Source organism: uncultured Roseobacter sp. (assembly GCF_947491795.1).
In the GTDB taxonomy this organism is placed as follows: domain Bacteria; phylum Pseudomonadota; class Alphaproteobacteria; order Rhodobacterales; family Rhodobacteraceae; genus Roseobacter.
The window spans coordinates 950,115-968,445 of record NZ_CANLKW010000002.1 but is presented as its reverse complement, the minus strand read 5'-3'; the positions used below and the strand labels follow the sequence as shown (position 1 = coordinate 968,445).

At 57.0% G+C, this 18,331-nt stretch carries 19 protein-coding genes, 1 tRNA gene and 1 pseudogene; 15 read left to right on the top strand and 6 right to left on the bottom strand.

Features of this window, described 5'->3' with window-relative positions:
• The 10 genes and pseudogenes from hisD to Q1A34_RS11700 all read left to right on the top strand — a co-directional run bounded on the left by hisD (position 1) and on the right by Q1A34_RS11700 (position 9,189).
• Positions 1-1,311: a histidinol dehydrogenase gene (gene hisD, locus Q1A34_RS11745; RefSeq protein ID WP_300033965.1), complete on the top strand. Its 1,311-nt coding sequence runs from the start codon at positions 1-3 to the stop codon at positions 1,309-1,311.
• Positions 1,312-2,343, top strand: coding sequence for a LacI family DNA-binding transcriptional regulator (locus tag Q1A34_RS11740; RefSeq protein WP_300033963.1), 1,032 nt, complete (start codon positions 1,312-1,314; stop codon positions 2,341-2,343). It abuts the gene before it with no gap.
• Positions 2,330-3,289: a nuclear transport factor 2 family protein gene (locus Q1A34_RS11735; protein ID WP_300033961.1), complete on the top strand. Its 960-nt coding sequence runs from the start codon at positions 2,330-2,332 to the stop codon at positions 3,287-3,289. Before Q1A34_RS11740 ends, Q1A34_RS11735 begins: the two co-directional genes overlap by 14 nt.
• 117 nt (positions 3,290-3,406) lie before the next feature.
• On the top strand, positions 3,407-4,375 hold the full coding sequence (locus Q1A34_RS11730; protein ID WP_300033959.1) for a cupin: 969 nt from the start codon (positions 3,407-3,409) through the stop codon (positions 4,373-4,375).
• Positions 4,375-5,070: an alpha/beta fold hydrolase gene (locus tag Q1A34_RS11725; RefSeq protein WP_300033957.1), complete on the top strand. Its 696-nt coding sequence runs from the start codon at positions 4,375-4,377 to the stop codon at positions 5,068-5,070. The genes Q1A34_RS11730 and Q1A34_RS11725 overlap by 1 nt, the downstream gene beginning before the upstream one ends.
• Positions 5,055-5,765 (top strand): RraA family protein, encoded by a 711-nt coding sequence (locus Q1A34_RS11720; protein WP_300033955.1) that lies wholly within the window; start codon positions 5,055-5,057, stop codon positions 5,763-5,765. Before Q1A34_RS11725 ends, Q1A34_RS11720 begins: the two co-directional genes overlap by 16 nt.
• 340 nt (positions 5,766-6,105) lie before the next feature.
• On the top strand, positions 6,106-7,383 hold the full coding sequence (locus Q1A34_RS11715) for a multicopper oxidase family protein (RefSeq protein ID WP_300034139.1): 1,278 nt from the start codon (positions 6,106-6,108) through the stop codon (positions 7,381-7,383).
• 74 nt (positions 7,384-7,457) lie between these two features.
• Positions 7,458-7,803: pseudogene (locus tag Q1A34_RS11710) on the top strand (IS1595 family transposase); the annotation flags it as partial.
• A gap of 625 nt (positions 7,804-8,428) precedes the next feature.
• On the top strand, positions 8,429-8,698 hold the full coding sequence (locus Q1A34_RS11705) for a DUF6527 family protein (protein WP_300033954.1): 270 nt from the start codon (positions 8,429-8,431) through the stop codon (positions 8,696-8,698).
• A 128-nt stretch (positions 8,699-8,826) separates the two neighbouring features.
• On the top strand, positions 8,827-9,189 hold the full coding sequence (locus Q1A34_RS11700) for a hypothetical protein (protein ID WP_300033952.1): 363 nt from the start codon (positions 8,827-8,829) through the stop codon (positions 9,187-9,189).
• Here the strand turns inward: Q1A34_RS11700 and Q1A34_RS11695 are convergent.
• The 5 genes from Q1A34_RS11695 to Q1A34_RS11675 all read right to left on the bottom strand — a co-directional run bounded on the left by Q1A34_RS11695 (position 9,181) and on the right by Q1A34_RS11675 (position 14,087).
• Entirely contained in the window at positions 9,181-10,173 is a 993-nt protein-coding gene (locus Q1A34_RS11695) for a hypothetical protein (protein WP_300033951.1), read from the bottom strand. The two genes, Q1A34_RS11700 and Q1A34_RS11695, sit on opposite strands and share 9 nt — an antisense overlap.
• A 144-nt stretch (positions 10,174-10,317) precedes the next feature.
• Positions 10,318-10,394, bottom strand: a tRNA-Arg gene (locus Q1A34_RS11690).
• A gap of 102 nt (positions 10,395-10,496) precedes the next feature.
• Positions 10,497-11,924, bottom strand: coding sequence for a HAMP domain-containing sensor histidine kinase (locus Q1A34_RS11685; protein WP_300033949.1), 1,428 nt, complete (start codon positions 11,922-11,924; stop codon positions 10,497-10,499).
• A gap of 11 nt (positions 11,925-11,935) precedes the next feature.
• Positions 11,936-13,354 (bottom strand): FAD-dependent oxidoreductase, encoded by a 1,419-nt coding sequence (locus Q1A34_RS11680; RefSeq protein WP_300033947.1) that lies wholly within the window; start codon positions 13,352-13,354, stop codon positions 11,936-11,938.
• A gap of 1 nt (position 13,355) precedes the next feature.
• Entirely contained in the window at positions 13,356-14,087 is a 732-nt protein-coding gene (locus tag Q1A34_RS11675) for a VTT domain-containing protein (protein WP_300033946.1), read from the bottom strand.
• Between the two features lie 303 nt (positions 14,088-14,390).
• Here Q1A34_RS11675 and rpmH point away from each other — a divergent pair, with 303 nt between their 5' ends.
• The 3 genes from rpmH to yidD are packed head-to-tail and all read left to right on the top strand — an operon-like array spanning position 14,391 to position 15,195.
• Positions 14,391-14,525, top strand: a complete 135-nt coding sequence (gene rpmH / locus Q1A34_RS11670) for a 50S ribosomal protein L34 (protein ID WP_037911188.1) — start codon at positions 14,391-14,393, stop codon at positions 14,523-14,525.
• A 29-nt stretch (positions 14,526-14,554) separates the two neighbouring features.
• On the top strand, positions 14,555-14,971 hold the full coding sequence (rnpA, locus tag Q1A34_RS11665; protein WP_300034137.1) for a ribonuclease P protein component: 417 nt from the start codon (positions 14,555-14,557) through the stop codon (positions 14,969-14,971).
• Complete coding sequence (gene yidD, locus Q1A34_RS11660; protein WP_300033944.1) at positions 14,968-15,195, top strand: membrane protein insertion efficiency factor YidD; 228 nt, start codon at positions 14,968-14,970, stop codon at positions 15,193-15,195. Before rnpA ends, yidD begins: the two co-directional genes overlap by 4 nt.
• Before the next feature lie 3 nt (positions 15,196-15,198).
• On the opposite strand, the gene Q1A34_RS11655 is transcribed toward yidD, so the two are convergent.
• Positions 15,199-15,726 (bottom strand): DUF3833 family protein, encoded by a 528-nt coding sequence (locus Q1A34_RS11655; protein WP_300033942.1) that lies wholly within the window; start codon positions 15,724-15,726, stop codon positions 15,199-15,201.
• A gap of 100 nt (positions 15,727-15,826) precedes the next feature.
• Between Q1A34_RS11655 and ttcA the strand changes: the two genes are divergently transcribed.
• Both ttcA and Q1A34_RS11645 read left to right on the top strand, forming a co-directional pair.
• Positions 15,827-16,663 carry a tRNA 2-thiocytidine(32) synthetase TtcA gene (gene ttcA / locus Q1A34_RS11650; RefSeq protein WP_300033941.1) on the top strand — a complete coding sequence of 279 codons (837 nt, stop codon included), beginning with the start codon at positions 15,827-15,829 and terminating at the stop codon, positions 16,661-16,663.
• Positions 16,664-16,765: 102 nt separating this feature from the next.
• The gene (locus Q1A34_RS11645; RefSeq protein WP_300033939.1) at positions 16,766-18,316 is read left to right on the top strand and encodes a bifunctional diguanylate cyclase/phosphodiesterase; all 1,551 of its coding nucleotides are present in this window, start codon (positions 16,766-16,768) and stop codon (positions 18,314-18,316) included.
• The last annotated feature ends 15 nt before the right edge of the window (positions 18,317-18,331 follow it).

Here is an 18,331-nt window from a genome sequence, read left to right as displayed (position 1 = left end):
ATGACTGTCGAGTATTTAAAACGTGGCAAGCCTGATACCGAACGCGCAGATGACGACGCAAAGGTGCGCGGTGTGGTTGAAGAAACACTGAGGGCAATCGAAGACGGTGGCGACGCGGCGGTCCGAGCGTTGTCCGAGAAATTCGACAAGTATTCACCCGGCAGCTTTCGTCTGAGCCAGGGCGAGATCGCTGCGCTCATGTCAGAGGTGTCCGAAAGAGACATGAAAGATATCAGGTTCGCACAGGATCAGGTGCGCAACTTTGCTCAGGCGCAGCGTGACAGCATGCTGGATATTGAGGTGGAAACGCTGCCAGGCGTTGTCCTGGGGCACAAGAACATACCCGTGCAGTCGGTTGGGTGTTACGTACCAGCCGGCAAGTTCCCAATGGTCGCCAGCGCGCATATGTCAGTGGCCACGGCGTCCGTGGCAGGTGTGCCACGCATCATTGCCTGCACGCCGCCGTTTCAGGGCAAACCCAATGCAGCTGTTATCGCGGCGATGCATCTGGGCGGTGCGCATGAGATTTATGTCCTCGGCGGCATACAGGCGGTCGGCGCAATGGCGATCGGGACTGAAACAATCGAACCGGTTCATATGCTGGTGGGCCCGGGCAATGCATTCGTCGCCGAGGCCAAGCGCCAGCTCTATGGGCGCGTCGGGATCGATCTGTTTGCCGGGCCAACCGAAACCATGGTCATCGCAGACGAGACCGTGGACGCTGAAATGTGCGCGACCGATCTTTTGGGACAGGCAGAGCACGGCTACAATTCTCCCGCGGTTCTGGTCACCAATTCCAGAAAGCTCGCACAGGATACGCTCAGCGAAATCGACCGCATCCTGGAGATTCTGCCGACGGCCGAGACAGCTTCGGTTTCCTGGCAGGACTATGGAGAGGTCATCGTCTGCGACACCTATGACGAGATGCTGGAAGTCGCCAACGATATCGCGTCAGAGCATGTGCAGGTCATGACAGACCGGGATGACTGGTTCCTAGAGCACATGCACAGCTACGGAGCGCTGTTTCTGGGACCGCGTACCAATGTGGCCAATGGTGACAAGGTGATCGGGACAAACCATACGCTGCCCACAAAAAAGGCCGGGCGGTATACGGGCGGCCTTTGGGTGGGCAAGTATCTGAAAACGCACAGCTACCAGAAAATTACGACAGATGAGGCAGCAGCATCTATAGGGGCCTATGGATCGCGGCTCTGCATGCTGGAAGGATTTGTCGGCCACGCCGAACAATGTAATCTGCGCGTCCGCCGCTTTGGCGGCAAAAACGTTCCCTACGGCGAAGCCGCAAAGTAAATGGCGGAGATGCGGATAACGGCGGCGCATGTTGCTGCAAAGGCGGGTGTCAGCCAGCCTACAGTCAGTCGCGTTTTCACGCCTGGAAGCCGTGTCTCTCCCGACAAGGTAAAGAGGGTGCAGGAGGCCGCGCGCGAGCTCGGATACCGCCCCAATACACTGGCGCGCTCGCTCAACACCGGCAGGTCTCACACCATCGGAATTGTGCTCGCGTACCTCAAGAACCCCTTTTACGCCGAAGCGCTGGAGAAACTCTCGGAACACCTGAGCGCGCGCGGCTATCACGTAATGGTTTTTTTTGCCATGAACATGGCCGAAGAAGTCGATGGTGTTGTTGAAGGGCTTTTGGCGCATCAGGTGGATGGGATCATCCTTGCATCAACCAGTATGTCAAACCGGCTGACGGCGCGGCTCCAGGAACTGAACATGCCTTTTGTTCTGTTCAACCGGGGTCAGGATGACCGTGCGCTGCCTTCTGTCACGGCGTCAAACTACGATGGCGGGCTGCTGGCCGGGCGTTTTCTGGCCGCGGGGGGACACAAACGCATCGCTCATATCGCCGGGTGGAAAAAATCCATCAACGGACGCGACAGGCAAAGAGGGTTTGTCGACGGGTTAGCGGAATACGGCATGCAGCCTTTTGCAATCATCGACAGCCATTACCGTCGGACCATGGCTGCAGATGCCACATTGGAGCTGTTTAAAGGCCCCGAGGTCCCGGACGCCGTCTTTGTTGGTAACGATCACATGGCTTTTGCTGTTCTGGAGACGCTGCGATGCGACCTGAAACTGCGGGTGCCTGAGGATGTATCGGTTGTCGGGTATGACGACGTCGCGATGTCGGCCTGGAAAACATTCGATCTGACGACCCTTCGCCAGCCGGTAAACCGCATGGTGGAAGAGACGGTGGCGATGTTACTGGGCATGGTTGAAAAATCGGGCAACCCGAACGGACGGGTCGAGATCGAAAGCGAACTCATTGTCCGGGGCAGCGCCCGCATACCCGAAGGCTGGACCAATGAAGGGGTTTGACGCGGAATACACCGACCTGCCCGACTACATCCTGAAGTGTACAGCACGCATTTGGGAAGGCCGCGACATCGCAGCACTAAACTGGCACTACGCCGACAGTCTTATCGTCCGAACACCCGGTGGGATCAGCCGCGGTAACGCAGCGGGCAAGGCCAACACAATGGCCACACTGGCAGAGTTTCCGGACAGGCGATTGCTGGGTGAGGATGTGATCTGGTGTGGCGATGACGAAGCGGGTTTTCTCTCGTCCCACCGCATTCTGTCAACAGCCACGCATCGGGGCGGCGCCTTTGGTCCGGCCACTGGGCGGTCTGTCATGTTCCGCACAATCGCTGACACCTTTTGCCGCAACAACTGTGTGCAGGATGAATGGCTGATCCGCGACAATGCAGCCATCGCGCTGCAACTGGGCTCTACGGCCCGGGATACCGCGCGCAACATGATATCCGGCGGGAACCCCGACGCACCACTGACGCCAGGGACAGATGAATGCGGGCCTTACTCAGGCACGGGCAATGACAACCTCTGGGGGCAGCGCCATAGCGACATTCTGTGCCGGATTTTCAGTGCTGATTTTGGCGTTATCAGCAGAGAGTACGACCGTGCCTGCCATGTGTCCCTGCCCGGTGGTGAAGACGTTCATGGGCACCCGGGGATTGACCGCTTCTGGCTTGGATTGCGATCTGCGTTTCCGTCTGCTGACTTCAGGATTGTTCATCAGATCGGACGTGAAGACCCCATGTTCAGTCCCCGCAGTGCAGTCCGCTGGACCCTGACTGGCCGCCACGACGGCTGGGGACGCTATGGAATGCCTACGGGGAGTGAAACGCATGTGATGGGGGTAAGTCACGTGGAGTTCGGCCCCCGGGGGGTGCGGCGTGAGACGACCCTGATTGATGAGGTCGCGATCTGGAAACAGATCCTGCTGAAAACGGGTGATTGCTGATGCACCGTTACCGCCCCTGTCGACAGAATCTGAGGACCGGACACCTCAATGCAGATTTCCCGCAATCATTTGGCATCCAACAGGCCAGCCACCAATCCGACGAAAGAACCCACTGACATGACACCACAGGAAATGGAAAAACACATTGTACGCTACGGCGAGTTAAAACCGTGCAAAACGGCGTTCATTGATGCCCACACACCGGGCAGCGACCAAAAGGAAAACTTCACCATTATTGGCGGCGGCGTATCAGAAAGCCCGGACCAGCATGTGCATATCCGCGAAACGCCCGGGTTCAATATCGGTGCGGCAGGGCAGCCACCACGCTGCAGGAATTCGCTGCATGATCACAACACCGCTGAGGCATTTTTTGTTTTGAAAGGGCGCTGGCGTTTCTTCTGGGGGCGCTGGGGGAATGCAGGCGAGGTGACGCTGGAGGAAGGGGACATCTTTAACATTCCGACCGGCATCTTTCGGGGTTTTGAGAATATCGGAACAGACTATGGAATGATCATGGCATTCCTGGGCGGCGACGACGCGGGCGGAGGCGTGAACTGGGCACCGCAGGTGATTGAAGAGGCCAGGGAACACGGGTTGGTACTGGGAGAAAACGGTGTTCTCTATGATAGCCGCAAGGGCGAAACCCTGCCCCACAACGTAAGCCCGATGCCGCTGATGTCAGGAGAAGACCTCGCAAAGCGCGGAGAGCCAACAACCGTCGACGTGGTCCCGCACTACGTGGCGCGCTACTGGGATCTGATGGCGCTGGCCGACAGGCAACCCGTAAAAGTGATCGGCCCGGACGCGGTTATTCGCGACCGCCCCGGGTTTGAGGTCGATTTCATCAGCCGCGCGTCACTTGCAAACGATTTTTACGATTGCGATGTTCAGGAGGTTCTGATGCCCATGAGGGGCTACTGGCGACTGGCCTGGGACGGAGGTGAAACGACGCTTGCCCCTGGTGACACCTGCCTCGTTCCCGAAAACATACCGCGCATGCTCGTACCTTCTATGTCGGGTGAGGCCAGCATGTACCGCGTGCGGCGGACGCACGACCCGGCCGGCAAAACCATGCCGCTTACCTGATGCAGGAGCCACTGGTTTTTCTGCCCGGAATGATGTGTGACGCGCGCCTTTTTTCGCCGCAGATCGCCGCATTTTCCCATGACCGCGCGGTGATGACGATACCACTGACAGGACATGACACCATGACAGAACTAGCCACCTCGGCACTTGCAATTGCCCCGCCCAGGTTTGCTTTGGCGGGCCTGTCGATGGGTGGCATTGTGGCGATGGAAATGATGCGCCAGGCACCCCGTCGTATCAGCCGGCTGGCGCTTCTGGATACCAACCCACTGGCAGACCCGCCAGAAAAGGCTGAACTGCGAGAAGCCCAGGTGGCACGTGCTCAGAACGGTGCACTGGAACAGGTCATGCGCGATGAAATGAAGCCCAACTATCTTTCAGACGGGCCCCGGCGTGCGGCAATTCTCGATCTGTGCATGGATATGGCGGGCGATCTTGGCCCACAGGTCTTTGCGGATCAGTCAGCGGCCATCCAACACAGGCCGGATCAGTCCGGTACGCTGAAGACCGTGCGCGTGCCGGCCCTGGTTCTTTGTGGCGAGGACGACCGGCTGTGCCCGGTGTCCCGCCATGAACTGATGCATAAACTGATACCAGGGTCACAGCTGGCTGTGATCCCCGGTGCGGGCCATATGCCCACCCTTGAACAACCGGAACAAACCAACAGGAAACTTAAAAAATGGCTGACCCAGTAATCCCCGAAGATCTGCTAGCACTTCTGCGCTCTGTCGATACGCCGACGGTATGCAATGCGATCGAAGTCGTGCAGGGCAAACGCGGCTTTAACCGGTTTACACGCGGAACCATGCCGCACTCAAAACCCGGTGATCCGGCCATCGTGGGTTTTGCAAGAACGGCCAAAATCTCTGGCCTTGCACCACCAAATGAACCGGCAGACGTCATCCGGGCACGCCGTATGGAGTATTTTCGGTCGATGGCCGGAGGCACAGGGCCCACCGCTGCAGTGGTCGAAGATGTCGATTACCCCAACTGCATTGCAGGGTGGTGGGGCGAGGTGCATGTGGCGGTTCACAAAGGGCTTGGGCTTGCCGGCGCGGTCAGCAATGGGGTCATGCGTGACCTCGATGTTATCGATGACGGTTTTCCGATCCTGGCGGGTTCTGTCGGGCCCAGCCACGGTTTTGTGCATGTGGTGGAGATCGGAACCCCGGTCAATATCATGGGGATGCGACTTGAACAGGATGAACTGGTTCATGCTGATCGCCATGGCGCGCTGGTGATCCCTGCTGACGTCATCCCGGCGCTGAAAACAGGCATCGAAACGGTCATCGCCAACGAGAGCATCGTCCTTGGCCCGGCGCGCGTACCGGGGTTCAACATCGAAAAACTGGAGGCCGCCTGGGCGAAGTTTGAGGCAGCAAGGACCTGATGAATACTGACGGATCGGCAAAGAAAGATCCAAAATCTGATTAGTGCGGGGTCTGAAAATGACCCCGTCCACCGACAAGCAGCCATTGAAATCCGGGTTGCCGCCCGTCGATTCATGATGGGTAAGGACAACCATCCAGGCGGTTGCGCCTGGAAAAACCTCCCATCCGGAGTGTCTCTTTCCACTCCTTGCTTTGACAACGCACCTGATTTGCATAAGCTCTTCAGATCCACTGGCGTTGCACGCGGCGTTCCATCCTGGATGGGTGTTCCGTCGCCGTTGACACGCTCACCGACAAAAAGAGGCTCAGGTTTTGATCAGGCTGACGCGGCGCACCTTTATGGGCTCAACTCTCGCAGTTTCCGCAGCGCCTCGCTGGGCTTTTCCAGCCACTGAGGTGCTGCGCTCTGAACCTGTCAGCCTGCAGATACTACCCGAAGGTCAGAACGCGACTGCACTCTTGGGGTTCAACGGATCCTCACCGGGGCCTGAGCTGCGGCTGCGCCAGGGCGAAACGCTTGCGGTCCGGTTTGAAAACCACACAGATCAGCCTTCTTCCATTCATTGGCACGGTATCCGCTTGCCAAACGCAATGGATGGCGTCCCGGGGCTGACGCAACCGCTCGTGCAACCCGGAGAGGCATTCGATTACTCATTCACAGTGCCGGACGCGGGCACTTACTGGTACCATTCTCATCATCAATCCTGGGAGCAGGTGGCGCGTGGGCTTTATGGGCCACTTATCGTCGAGGAAGCTGTCCCTCCTCATGTTGATGCCGACATAACGATAACGCTGGACGACTGGCGTCTGGATGATAAGGGCGCGATTATGGGCGGCTTTGGCGATATGCATGATTTTTCGCATGCCGGCCGGCTTGGGAATTACGCGATGATCCTGCCATCTGAAAAGACGGTGCGCATCGGGGATCGTCTGCGCCTGCGCCTTATCAACACCGCAACGGCAAGGATCTTTCCCGTTCGGATTGAGGGTTTGAACGCAAAGGTGGTTGCGCTCGACGGCATGCCCCTTTCGGAGCCTCGGGATCTGGCGGACATGGAAATTGCTCCGGCACAGCGCGTCGACATCATCGGTGACGTGACCGCGCAGATCGACTTCCTGTTTGTCGCGCGTGACGGGATCTATGAGATGGGCTCTTTGTCTGTTCAGGGAGAAAACCCGAGCCCGGCGAACACGGACATTTCTGCTTTACCACGAGCTCGCTTGCCCGACCTTTTTGAAAATCCGGACAAATCTCTTACTCTCCGGATGGAAGGGGGTGCCATGGGCGGCGGGCATACGGGCGACAACATCTGGGCGTTCAATGGCGCCTCCGGTCTGCAAGAAAAGCCGTTCGCAACGTTCCGGCGTGGCGAAACTGGAATCATAGAGCTGATCAACGACACGAACTTTCCGCATGGCATTCACCTGCATGGTCACCACTTTCATGAACTGGACAGTGACGGAACGCCGGGTGACTTCAGGGATACGTCTCTTGTTAAACGGGGCACCTCCCAAAAAATCGCCGCAGTCTTCGACAACCCGGGAAAGTGGTTGATGCATTGCCACATGCTCGGGCATCAGGCTTCAGGAATGAAAACCTGGATTGAAGTGACTTAAGTTTTGACGATTGTACAACTCGCAAATCCAGCTGAATTTCCTGTCTCGGGGTCAACAATTTAGAGGGTTTTGAAATGTCCGTTCTTTCTGCCGAGAACATGTACGATGAAGCAGCAGCCTTTGAGCATGCTGAAAGTATGCTCAAAGGCTGATGGTACGGTCTGCCTGCATTGCGGAGTTGTGGATAGCGCGTATTGCATGAAAGGTGTTCGTACAAAGCCGTCTAAGTAGAACACAGAAGTCAATGAACGCGACAGCCTGTGGAAGTGCCGCGAGTGCCGCAGCAATTCACCGTGCTCAAGGGCACTATCTTTGAGGAAAGCCACCTGCGCTGCACCTTGGCTGCAAGCCATTCACCTGAAGGTGTCCAGCAAGAAGGGTATCAGCAGCCACCGGCTACACCGCATCCTTGGCATCACATGAAAGTCTGCATAATTCCTGACGCACCGCATTCGTGAGTGTATGAGTAGCGGCGCACACCCGTGACGCGCTGAAGTCCTGCGACGTCATCTTCGGGTGCACGGACGATCACGCCGGTCGCCTCTACCTGAACCGCGTCGCGCATTTCTACCTAATCCACGTCATCGATGTCGGGCTGGTCCTGATGCCCCGTGACGATGGTGAGCCCGGCCTCCTCGAGATGGCTGCGCGGGTCAGCGTGCTGTTTCCCACATTGGCGTGCCACGGCTGCCGCGGCATAGTCGATCGTTTCAGGACCCGCGAGGAGGACCTCCGGCGATCGGACCCCGCCCAAATATGAACGGCAGAAGACCCAGGCCTATGTCCGCGGCCGAGGTAATCCCGCGCCGGCCGTCGTAACCTTCACCTCCGAGGCGGCCACCATGGCAGTGAACGAACTTCTTGCTGGTCTCGTAGACTTTTGCGGTGGCGGTGGATGGGCGCGTCAACGCTATCGCAAGCTCGACAAGGGCTTCGAGCGTTCGTAAGCGGCGCGGCGCCAGCCGGAATGCCTAGTCTGCGGTAGTGAGGAATACTGGGGCATCGGCGACGTCGACCCGTTCCTGGATCGTATCGGGTGAGTGGCATGATGATCGACACTCTGAGGAAGAGCCTCGAGCTCTTCCGCGTCATTCCGCGAAGTGACCTGATCGCCAGGATAACACCCACACACCAGGCGCCGGATCAGATCGTGTCGGGGGAGATCACCATCGTGCGCGATGGCGTCGACAAATGGGCTTGCTTCCACTGCCTCGGTGGGTGTGGCGAAACCATCAAGCTGTCCCTGAGCAAAAACGGGCGGCCTAGGTGGACGGCCATTTCAGACTGTTTGAGGCGCCCGACCATCTCGCCCTAAGTCCGACAGATGAACGAATGCGGTGTAACTTCTGGATCCGGCAAGGGCGAATTGATTGGTGCAAGGATAGTCTTCACCGTTGGCTTCGCAGCAGCGATAGTGCGAAAATGGATTTCAGAAAAAAATGGATGATGGTTCTGAATGGCTGCTATTCTGAATTGCCAGAGTTTGTCTCGCGCTTGCAGCTAATGACGGCTTTCCGCCCATCGCTGCAAAAGCAAATGCATCGGCAGAAAATGCCGCTAAAGAATCGAGCTGGCCAAGACGGAGATGAGGCGGACACGGAAACACTCATCTTGCTTTGCAACGCATATTCCGCCCGCAAGATACTGATTTTATTAAAGAAGTGGCGGACCGAGGAGCAGTTCTACGAATTTAAACTTGGCAATAATTTATATATTTATCATACAGTTATAACCATTTTTGGGGCAATGCGCCCTGCCAATGTTGCGGGATTTGTTGCGGGATATCCCGCAACACTTTTAGAGTAGCTTGAGTTGCCTAGCGCCTGAGATGTGCTCTTTTACTTCGATGATCCGTGTCTCGGTTTTTAGACGTGATCCAGCCAACTGTTGCGTTTCCTGAATTGCGCAACGCAGCGTGTCATTTTTTGAGAGAACGACTTCGGATTTATCCAAGCGCTTCACAAAGGTTTCATCTTCCATCGAAGCCGTAAAAGTATTTGTTCCGTCTGTGAAACGCCAAAGATAGCCTTCTTCAAACTGCGCGCTTACAATTTTGAGCAACGCTTCCCGCTCGACACTTGTTTCTGTTATCTCCTCATCCGACAATTCGGGAACCAGAACCGATCCGACATCGCCTTTGGTCAATACCAAGTCCGACTCTTCTTCACTTGCATCGCCCCCGCCAATTAAAACTGTCTGAATACCAGCTGGTTTGAACGACGTCCTGACGAATTTCTCAGTTGCCTCGCGCATTGGATAGTCTTCCAGCAAAACAATTGTACGTTGGTCAACGATGATTGTTGTCCCACCTTTTGTGAGCGTGGTTGTTCCATCATCGTTTTTTGATGCACTTTCTGGTCTACCACCTTTCAGCCATTTGAGCGTTTGGAAGAACCCATATGTGCCGCCCGCAATTGTGCCACCCTTAATAACTAAGTCCAGAAGTTGGTTGGCCGCCGTCATCCTGTCGGGATGAGCGGCAACCAAATCCAGCATGTCTGCGACAAAGCTGACATCCAACGAAAGAAGTGCAACAAAGCTACCTTTTTCGCTTGCTCTAATCTTCAGCTTTACATCGCTGCGATCTTTATTCAGCGCGCGATTTGCAGCCTCGAACAGATCGCCGAGCGCCAGAAGAGCGGGCGCTAGATCGGCAACCTCTATTTCACCGTTATCAACTGACGGTCCATCAAAGCCAATTCGAAATGTGCTCACCGCTGACGCCTCTTTTTCTTCTGTATTACATATGGACTCTGGCTGGGCTACGGATTTCTGGCCAATGCCGAACATAACCGCGACACCAAAACTGTTGCGGGATTTGTTGCGGGAAAAAGGGATGTTGCGGGATTGCCCAACTATTAGGCAAAATCTGATTGCCTAATGTACTGATATAAATTGATTTAATCAGAAACGCCTAATTATTAGGCGAAATAGTGGCGGACCGAGGAGGATTCGAACCCCCGACCCCTTGATTCGTAGTCAAGTACTCTATCCAGCTGAGCTATCGGTCCACTGACGCGGGGTTTAGTCCCGCTTGTTCAGTTATGCAAGCACAAAGCGCGCAAAAAATGACGACAACTTCGACCACTTCAGTCAGACCTCTGATGAACATTTTAACCTTCCGAAGTCCGCAGGTCCGCGAGCGTTTCACTGACTGTAACTGCCCCATCCCCTTTTGGCAGACAGATCACAAACCTTGTCCCGCTGGCGTCACTGTGGGCCAGTTCGAGAGTGCCGCCGTGGCCGCGCACCAGCTCGGCTGAAATCGCAAGCCCCAGTCCTGAGCCACCTTTTCGTGCGCCCCCCTGGAAAGGGGTAAAGAGGTGCTCACGCGCTTTTTGCGGCAGTCCGGGACCCGTATCCACCACCTCTATCCACCAGGCAGACATATCCTCGTAGCCTGTGATGTTGATCTCGCCCGGTGTCTGGGTCGCGACAATGGCCTGGCGGGCGTTGCGGATCAGGTTGGCCAGCACTCTGTAAAGCTGTTCCGGGTCCGCCCGCAACATCAGGTTTGCGGGAATATCACACGTGAATTTCAGAGCAAAATCCCCAACGGCCAGTCGCTCACTTTCGACCACCTCTTCCACCAGGTCGTCCAGGGACAGCATTGTAAGTGTCGGGCTTGGCTCCTCTGCTTTGCCAAAGGCGAGCGTGCTCTCGCAAAGATGAACGGCACGTGTGATAGACCCCACCAGCTTGGGCGCCATCCGTTTGACCGCAGGGTCTTCGCTCATTTCAATGCGGTCGGTAAAGAGCTGGGCAGACGTCAGGATATTACGCAGATCGTGGCTGATCTTGCTGACGGCACTGCCCAGTTGCGCGAGGCGTTCTTTTTGTCGCAGGGCCTGGGTCAGGTCCGTTTCCAGCTGCTGCAAAGCAACCTCAGCCTCGTGCAACTCCGTCACGCTGGCCGAGGGGGTGATGATGCGGCGCGCATCTTCCGGCGCTGCGGCATAATTCAGCATGTGCCGCACCACGCCCTTGATCGGTTTGAGCAACAGCGCCCGCATTGCAAGAAACAACAGAAACGCCGTGATGACCGATATGACCGCGGACAGGACCAGAATGCGTATCCCATAGTCGATCATCGCAGCCCGCATAGGGGCCGTATCCATCGTTATCTCGATCAGCAGACCCGCATCCCGGACGGGCGCACCGATGACGCGGATCACTTCGTTTTCGGTAGTCACCATCCGGGACATGGCGTCCCGGATCAGCACGGCAGCAGAGTTGTCCCGCATGTCATAGGTCGCGGCAATCGGCTGTGGCATGTCCGAAGACAGCATAAGCTGCCGCGCTGTGTCCCGTCTCAGAACGACGTTAAAAACACCTGCGTTTTCAAGCAGTTCAGCTTCCAGTTCGCGGTCGATCATGTCGTCGGCCAGCAACGCAAGCGAGGCGATCTGTGCGCGCTCCAGCCGGTTCATCATATAGTCTTCCCGGAAACGGGCGATGGATGGCACAAAGATCAGAACTTCTGCAATCATCACGAAGATGGTTGTCAGTATCAGCAGCCGTCCTGAAAGCGAATTGAACATGCGTCAGCGTTTCATGGGATCCATCGCTGGACAAGACCAACGACCCGTTTCACGGTCGGATTTTCAAAGAGTCGCGGGCTGAAATAGGCACCGGCTGCGCGTTTGTTGACCTCGCCGATTGTCGGATAGGGCGCGACCATTGCAGCGATCTGACTCATTTTCATTTTGTTCGCGAGTGCCAGAGCCCAGAGGCTGATAAGTTCACCGGCCTGATAGCCGACGACAGATGCGCCAACGGGCCGCCCCCGAACGACCATTACTTTGATAAACCCGGTCGTTTTTCGCTCAGCTATAGCGCGGTCATTATGCTCATAGTCAAACCGGACCACCTCCAGGCGTTCGCCGTATTCCTCGCGCGCCTGCGCCTCGGTCAGGCCCACCTGAGCTAATTCAGGATCCGTGTATGTAGCCCAGGGAATATGTGTTGTTTTCGCCCTGGACGGCAGTCCAAAGAGCATGGAACGGATGATCACACCCGCATGATATCCCGCCACATGCGTGAACTGCAGCCCGCCTGCAATATCTCCGATCGCATAGACCCTGCGATTGGTCGTGCGCAAAGAGGCATCTGTTTTGATGCCGGAGCGGGTGATTTCAATCCCCGCTGCCTCAAGGTTCAGCCTGTCTGTATTCGTCTTGCGGCCAACCGCCATAAGAAGGTGGCTGCCTTTGATCACCCGGCCATCCTTTGTGTGGACTTCTACAGCGCCGGGTTTTCCGCGGATTTCTTCGGCCAGAGCATCCTCTTCGATGACAACGCCCTCATCGCGCAGGTGGTTCAGGACGACAGCGGCCAGTTCCGGATCATCCTTGCCCAGGGCTTTGGCCCCTTCGATCACAGTCACCCCGCTGCCAAGCCGGACGTGGGCCTGCGCCATCTCCATGCCAATCGGCCCCCCGCCAATGATCAGCAGATGATCCGGACGTTCACGCAGATCAAAGAGTGTTTCATTTGTCTCAAAGGGCACTTTGTCCAGGCCAGGTATCGGAGGAACCAGCGGTGACGATCCCGTCGCAATCACGACCCGCCGCGCAGTGATGACTGTATCCCCGGCCTCAACCTCGGTAGGTGAGATAAACCGGCCAAATTCCCGGATGACATTTACACCCAGGCTTTCAAAACGTTCCTGGCTGTCGACCGGCTCAATCTGCGCGATCACACTTTTCACATGATCTTTGGCAGCGGCATAATCCGCGGTGCCGGGCGCGTCGGCCACACCGAATTTAACTGCGTCACGCTGGACCGCCGCGGCTTTGCCACTGGCGATCAGAGCCTTTGAGGGCACACAGCCATAATTCAGGCAGTCGCCCCCCATTTTGCGTCCTTCCAGTAAGGTGACACTGGCACCCATCTGAACGGCCCCTGCCGCGACAGACAGACCGCCAGAACCCGCACCAATGACCAGCACATCCGTCTTGATACGTTTCATATCAGATGTCTTTCCTGCCAGTGACGGCCTTTATCGCGACGGGCAGCAGCGACAGTGCGCTCAGACCAAGAATTGGGAGAAGAATGTGCGGCTCAAAGATAACACCGAGGTCCGGGCTTTCACCCCGCTCGAAAACGGTGCCAAGCCCTGCACCGACGGAGGAATAGACAAGTGAACCGGGGATAATCCCGACAAATGTCGAGACCACGTAGCGATGCAGCGGAACAGCGAGGAATGCCGGGATCAGGTTGGCCACAAAGAATGGCACGACCGGCACCAGGCGCAAAAAAAACAGCATAGACCACTGGTTTTCGTCGATACCCTCTTTGATTTTCCGGATCTTGCCCTGAGACGCATCCATCCGTTCTTTTAGTTTTTCGCCGAGGCCGTAGCGCGCAGCGAGAAAAATCACTGTAGCGCCGATGGTGGCGCCGGTAACGCTCAGCGCAGAGCCCCCAAGCGTGCCAAAAAGAAAACCGCCCGTCAGCGTTGCGATCAGCGCGCCCGGCAACGAGAAGGCCACGATCACAATGTAGGACACAACAAACACCAGAACGGTCAGCCCGATATTGGCATCCCGAAAAGCAATCAGTGCCTCGCGGTTGTCGCGCAATGCGTCAAAACTGATGTAATCCCGCAGAGTAAAAGCACCGATGGCCGCGACGGCCAGAATGACAATCATCGGAAGGTAGCGCACAGCGCTTTGTTTTGGGTCCTGTGTCATATCAGACATCTTTGTCGCCTTTCCCTCAGCGGGTTGCAATTGCACTGATACATGACGCCTGGCGGGTCGCAGCGACAGGGGTATCACGCGCGCTTGATCCTGCGTGACGCAAAAGCGATCAGGACGCGGCGTTTCTGACCCCGCCTGTAACATCGCACGGTAAAAGTGCCGTTTATATTGCAAAAAAGACTACAAATCAGTGCCCGGGGGGTTTGACTTGCCGGGCGGTCCGCTTTAGGAGACGGGCTTCTATTGATATCTGACGCGGGCCGATTCCGCGAAGGACCCGAAAGCAGCATTGGAGACGGAGCGATGAAACGCACCTATCAACCCTCGAACCTCGTGCGCAAGCGGCGCCACGGTTTCCGCGCGCGTATGGCCACAAAAGCCGGCCGCAAGATCATCAACGCACGCCGCGCGCAGGGTCGTAAGTCTCTGAGCGCCTGATACCGACGGTCTCCGACGGTTCTGACATGATGAAGCCGCCGCAAGCCCCCCATGACGGTTCGGAAACCGCCCGGGATGTGCCTGCGGCGGTTTCTGCACGTAAAGTGAACGTTTTGCAGAATCGCAGCGATTTTCTGCGCGCCGCAAAAGCGCTGCATATCGCAAAGCCAGGCTTCGTCTTGCAGATGCGGCGTCGCAATCCCGGCGAGGCCGACGGTATACGCGCCGGCTTTACCTGTTCTAAAAAGGTCGGCAATGCGGTGGCCCGCAACCGCGCCAAGCGGCGTCTGCGTGAAATTGCGCGTCTGTCGCTGCCGCAAAACGGACGCGACGATACAGATTACGTACTTATCGGCCGGCGAGAGGTTACGGCCTCCATGTCCTTTGACCGATTGCAGGTGGATTTTGATGCTGCACTCGATGCGCTGCACCGGCGCCTGAAATGAGCCCCCTGTCCGGCCTGATCGCCCTGCCCGTACGTGCCTACAGACTGATCTTCAGCCCCTGGGTCGGGCACAACTGCCGGTACCAGCCAACCTGCAGCGCCTATGCGCTTGAGGCGCTCGAACAACACGGCGCTCTGAAAGGCAGCTGGCTTGCTGCGCGCCGTATTCTGCGGTGTCACCCCTGGGGGCGGTCAGGATACGATCCGGTCCCGGACGAGGACTGAGCGTCAGGGCTGTTTCTCAAAGGTGATGATGACCTCGCCAATATCCACACCATACTTCTTCATATAGGCACGGTTCAGAACGCGGTCATCGTCCAGCAGCCACATCCAGTCGTCAAAACTGACGCGCAGGGTTCCGTCCGGCACCGGCAGATCGATACGGTACCGCCAGTTGAAAGTATCGCCGCGCTCCTCACCGGTGGCCAGTCCCAGCACGCCCGGCGCCGACCCTTCCCAGCTCTCCGGTCCGGTTTTCCGCAGCGTCCAGATGCGCTGTTCGGTTGAGCTGTCCTCATAGACGAAATCCTCGACCAGCGTCAGAACCCCGCCATCCCATGTGCCGTTCACTTCTACATCAAACCGGCGTCGCACGGTGCCAAACACATCCTGGAACTGACCTTTGGCGAGCACCTGCCCGTCGAAAAACTCTTCCAGGTTAAACTCCCGGGCTGACAGCTTCTCGTCATCGATTGCGGGTTTTCCGACACAGGCCGCGAGGCTCAGTATCAGCAGTATGGACGCCAGTACGCGCATGCGCTTCCTTTCGGTCTGTTGTAAATGTACGGCACCGATACTCTTTTGGTTCACCCTTTGCACCGGTATATAGGCCCCATCAATCGCAGGACTGCCCGACATGCTTGATTCCCAGGACGAAATCCATCCGCTGTTTGAGGGTGCGCCAAAGACAACTGAATTCCGCAAGCTGCGCAAACGTATTGTGCGCTCTGTGCGCGAGGCAGTCGATCAATACGGCATGATCGAACCGGGCGCGCGCTGGCTGGTCTGTCTGTCAGGCGGCAAGGACAGCTACACCCTGCTGGCCGTGCTCTATGAGTTGAAATGGCGGGGCCTGTTACCTGTCGACCTTCTCGCCTGCAATCTTGATCAGGGGCAACCCGGGTTTCCGGCAACCGTCCTGCCCGCGTTTCTCGAAAAGATGCAGGTGCCGCACCGTATCGAGTACCAGGACACCTATTCTGTCGTTATGGATAAGATCCCGCAGGGACGCACCTTCTGTGCCCTGTGCTCGCGCCTGCGGCGTGGTCATCTTTACCGGATCGCCCGCGAAGAGGGCTGTTCGGCGGTGGTTCTGGGGCACCATCGCGACGATATCCTTGAGACCTTTTTCATGAACCTCTTTCACGGTGGCCGTCTGGCGACAATGCCACCCAAACTGGTCAACGAAGAAGGTGACCTTTTCGTGTACCGTCCCCTCGCTCATGTGGCAGAACAGGACTGTGACAGGTTCGCGCGGGCCCTCAACTATCCGATCATTCCCTGCGATCTCTGCGGCAGCCAGGACGGATTGCAGCGTCAGCAGGTCAAAGCCATTCTGGACGGCTGGGAAAAAAACAGCCCCGGTCGGCGGCAGGTGATGTTCCGGGCTCTGACAAATGCGCGTCCGTCCCACCTGCTTGATCCCAAACTTTTTGACTTTCAGGAACTGGCACGAAAAAAGACTGAATTTTAGCCAGTTTAAACTCTCTGAATGCTATGATGTTAACCCTACTCTCACTGACCTGGTCATAGGGTGAAGGATACACACGAAGTTTAGGTTCTGAGAGGACATTCCATGGCAGGAGACCTGGTTCGATGCCTGACAGCAATGCGGGACAAGATCGCGTTCGTGTTTCTTAGTCCGATTGCTCTCGCCAGTCTTCCGGCCCTGTCACTCGCTGCGTACTGGATCGGGGGCGAAACCGCCCTGATGGCAACAGCGGTCATCGTACCTCTGTTTTACCTCACAATAGGTGGCGCAGATGCCCGCAGGTGGGGCTCTGCTGTTTCGCAGGCTGCAAAACGAACACTGATGCCACGAGACGCTTTTCGCGAGATCGTCGGCCAGACGTTCTCAGAGGCCAACGAAGCCGGCCAGAAAACCGCCCTCTTCATGTTCGAGATTGACGAGCATGACATGCTCGAAAAAACCTACGGACGCGCAGCAGCCGACACGATCACCGCACTGACCGGTGACCGCATTATCGCGACGCTGCGCGAATTCGACGCTGTTACAATGACCGGAGCGTACCGGTTTGCTGCCTGCCTTGGGCCTGTCCAGCACCTTGATCTGGAGCTTTGCATCCAGCTGGCCGGACGTTTGCAAAGCGCTGTTGAAGAACCAGTCTCGCTGGATGGGACAGCCGTCTACGTAACGGTAACTGCTGGATTCTGTCAGCATGCGCTGGTGTCCGGAAAGAACCCGCTGGCCTGGATGGAAGCCGCAGACCTTGCCTTGCAGGAAGCGCGGCGCAACGGGCCGGGCTCAATCCGTGCTTTTGCGCCGGATATGCGGCGGCGTTCCGGAAACCGCAGCGACCTCAGCGATGAAGTCGTATCCGCGCTTGAAGCGGGCCAGATCCGGCCCTGGTACCAACCCCAGATTTCGACAGACACAGGTCTTGTAACCGGGTTTGAGGCGCTGGCCAGGTGGCACCATCCGGAGCGTGGTATGATCCCGCCCATCGATTTTCTGCCATTGATCGAAGAAGCAGGCCAGCTTGAGCGCCTAGCGGAGGTCATGTTGCACAACGCCTTCACTGCGCTGAACGCCTGGGATCGCGCCGGAGCAATTGTCCCCCAGGTCGGGGTAAACTTCGCCGGACCAGAACTCAATAATCCAGACCTCATTCAGAAGGTGAGCTGGGAGCTGGATCGTTTTGAGCTTGCACCGGAACGGCTTGCTGTCGAAGTGCTTGAAACTGTTGTCGCCAGTTCGCCCGACGATATGGTGTCGCGCAACATCAACGGACTGGGCGAATTGGGTTGCAAAATCGACCTTGATGATTTCGGCACCGGTCACGCCTCGATAGCGTCGATCAGACGGTTTTCTGTCAGCAGAATAAAAATCGACCGCTCTTTTGTCATGAAATCCGACCGGGACCCTGAACAGCAACGCATGATCAGCGCCATCCTCACAATGGCGGAACGTCTGGGCGTGGAAACACTTGCGGAAGGTGTCGAAACCTCGGGTGAGCACGCCTTGCTGTCTCAGTTGGGGTGCGATCATGTGCAGGGCTTTGGCATCGCCAAACCTATGCCGTTTGACGAGACCATTGCCTGGATAGAAGCCCATAACGCCCGTCTCCAGGACGCCCCGCGTATCATGGGCGGCCCCTCGAACTGATAGGTGCCCTTTCGC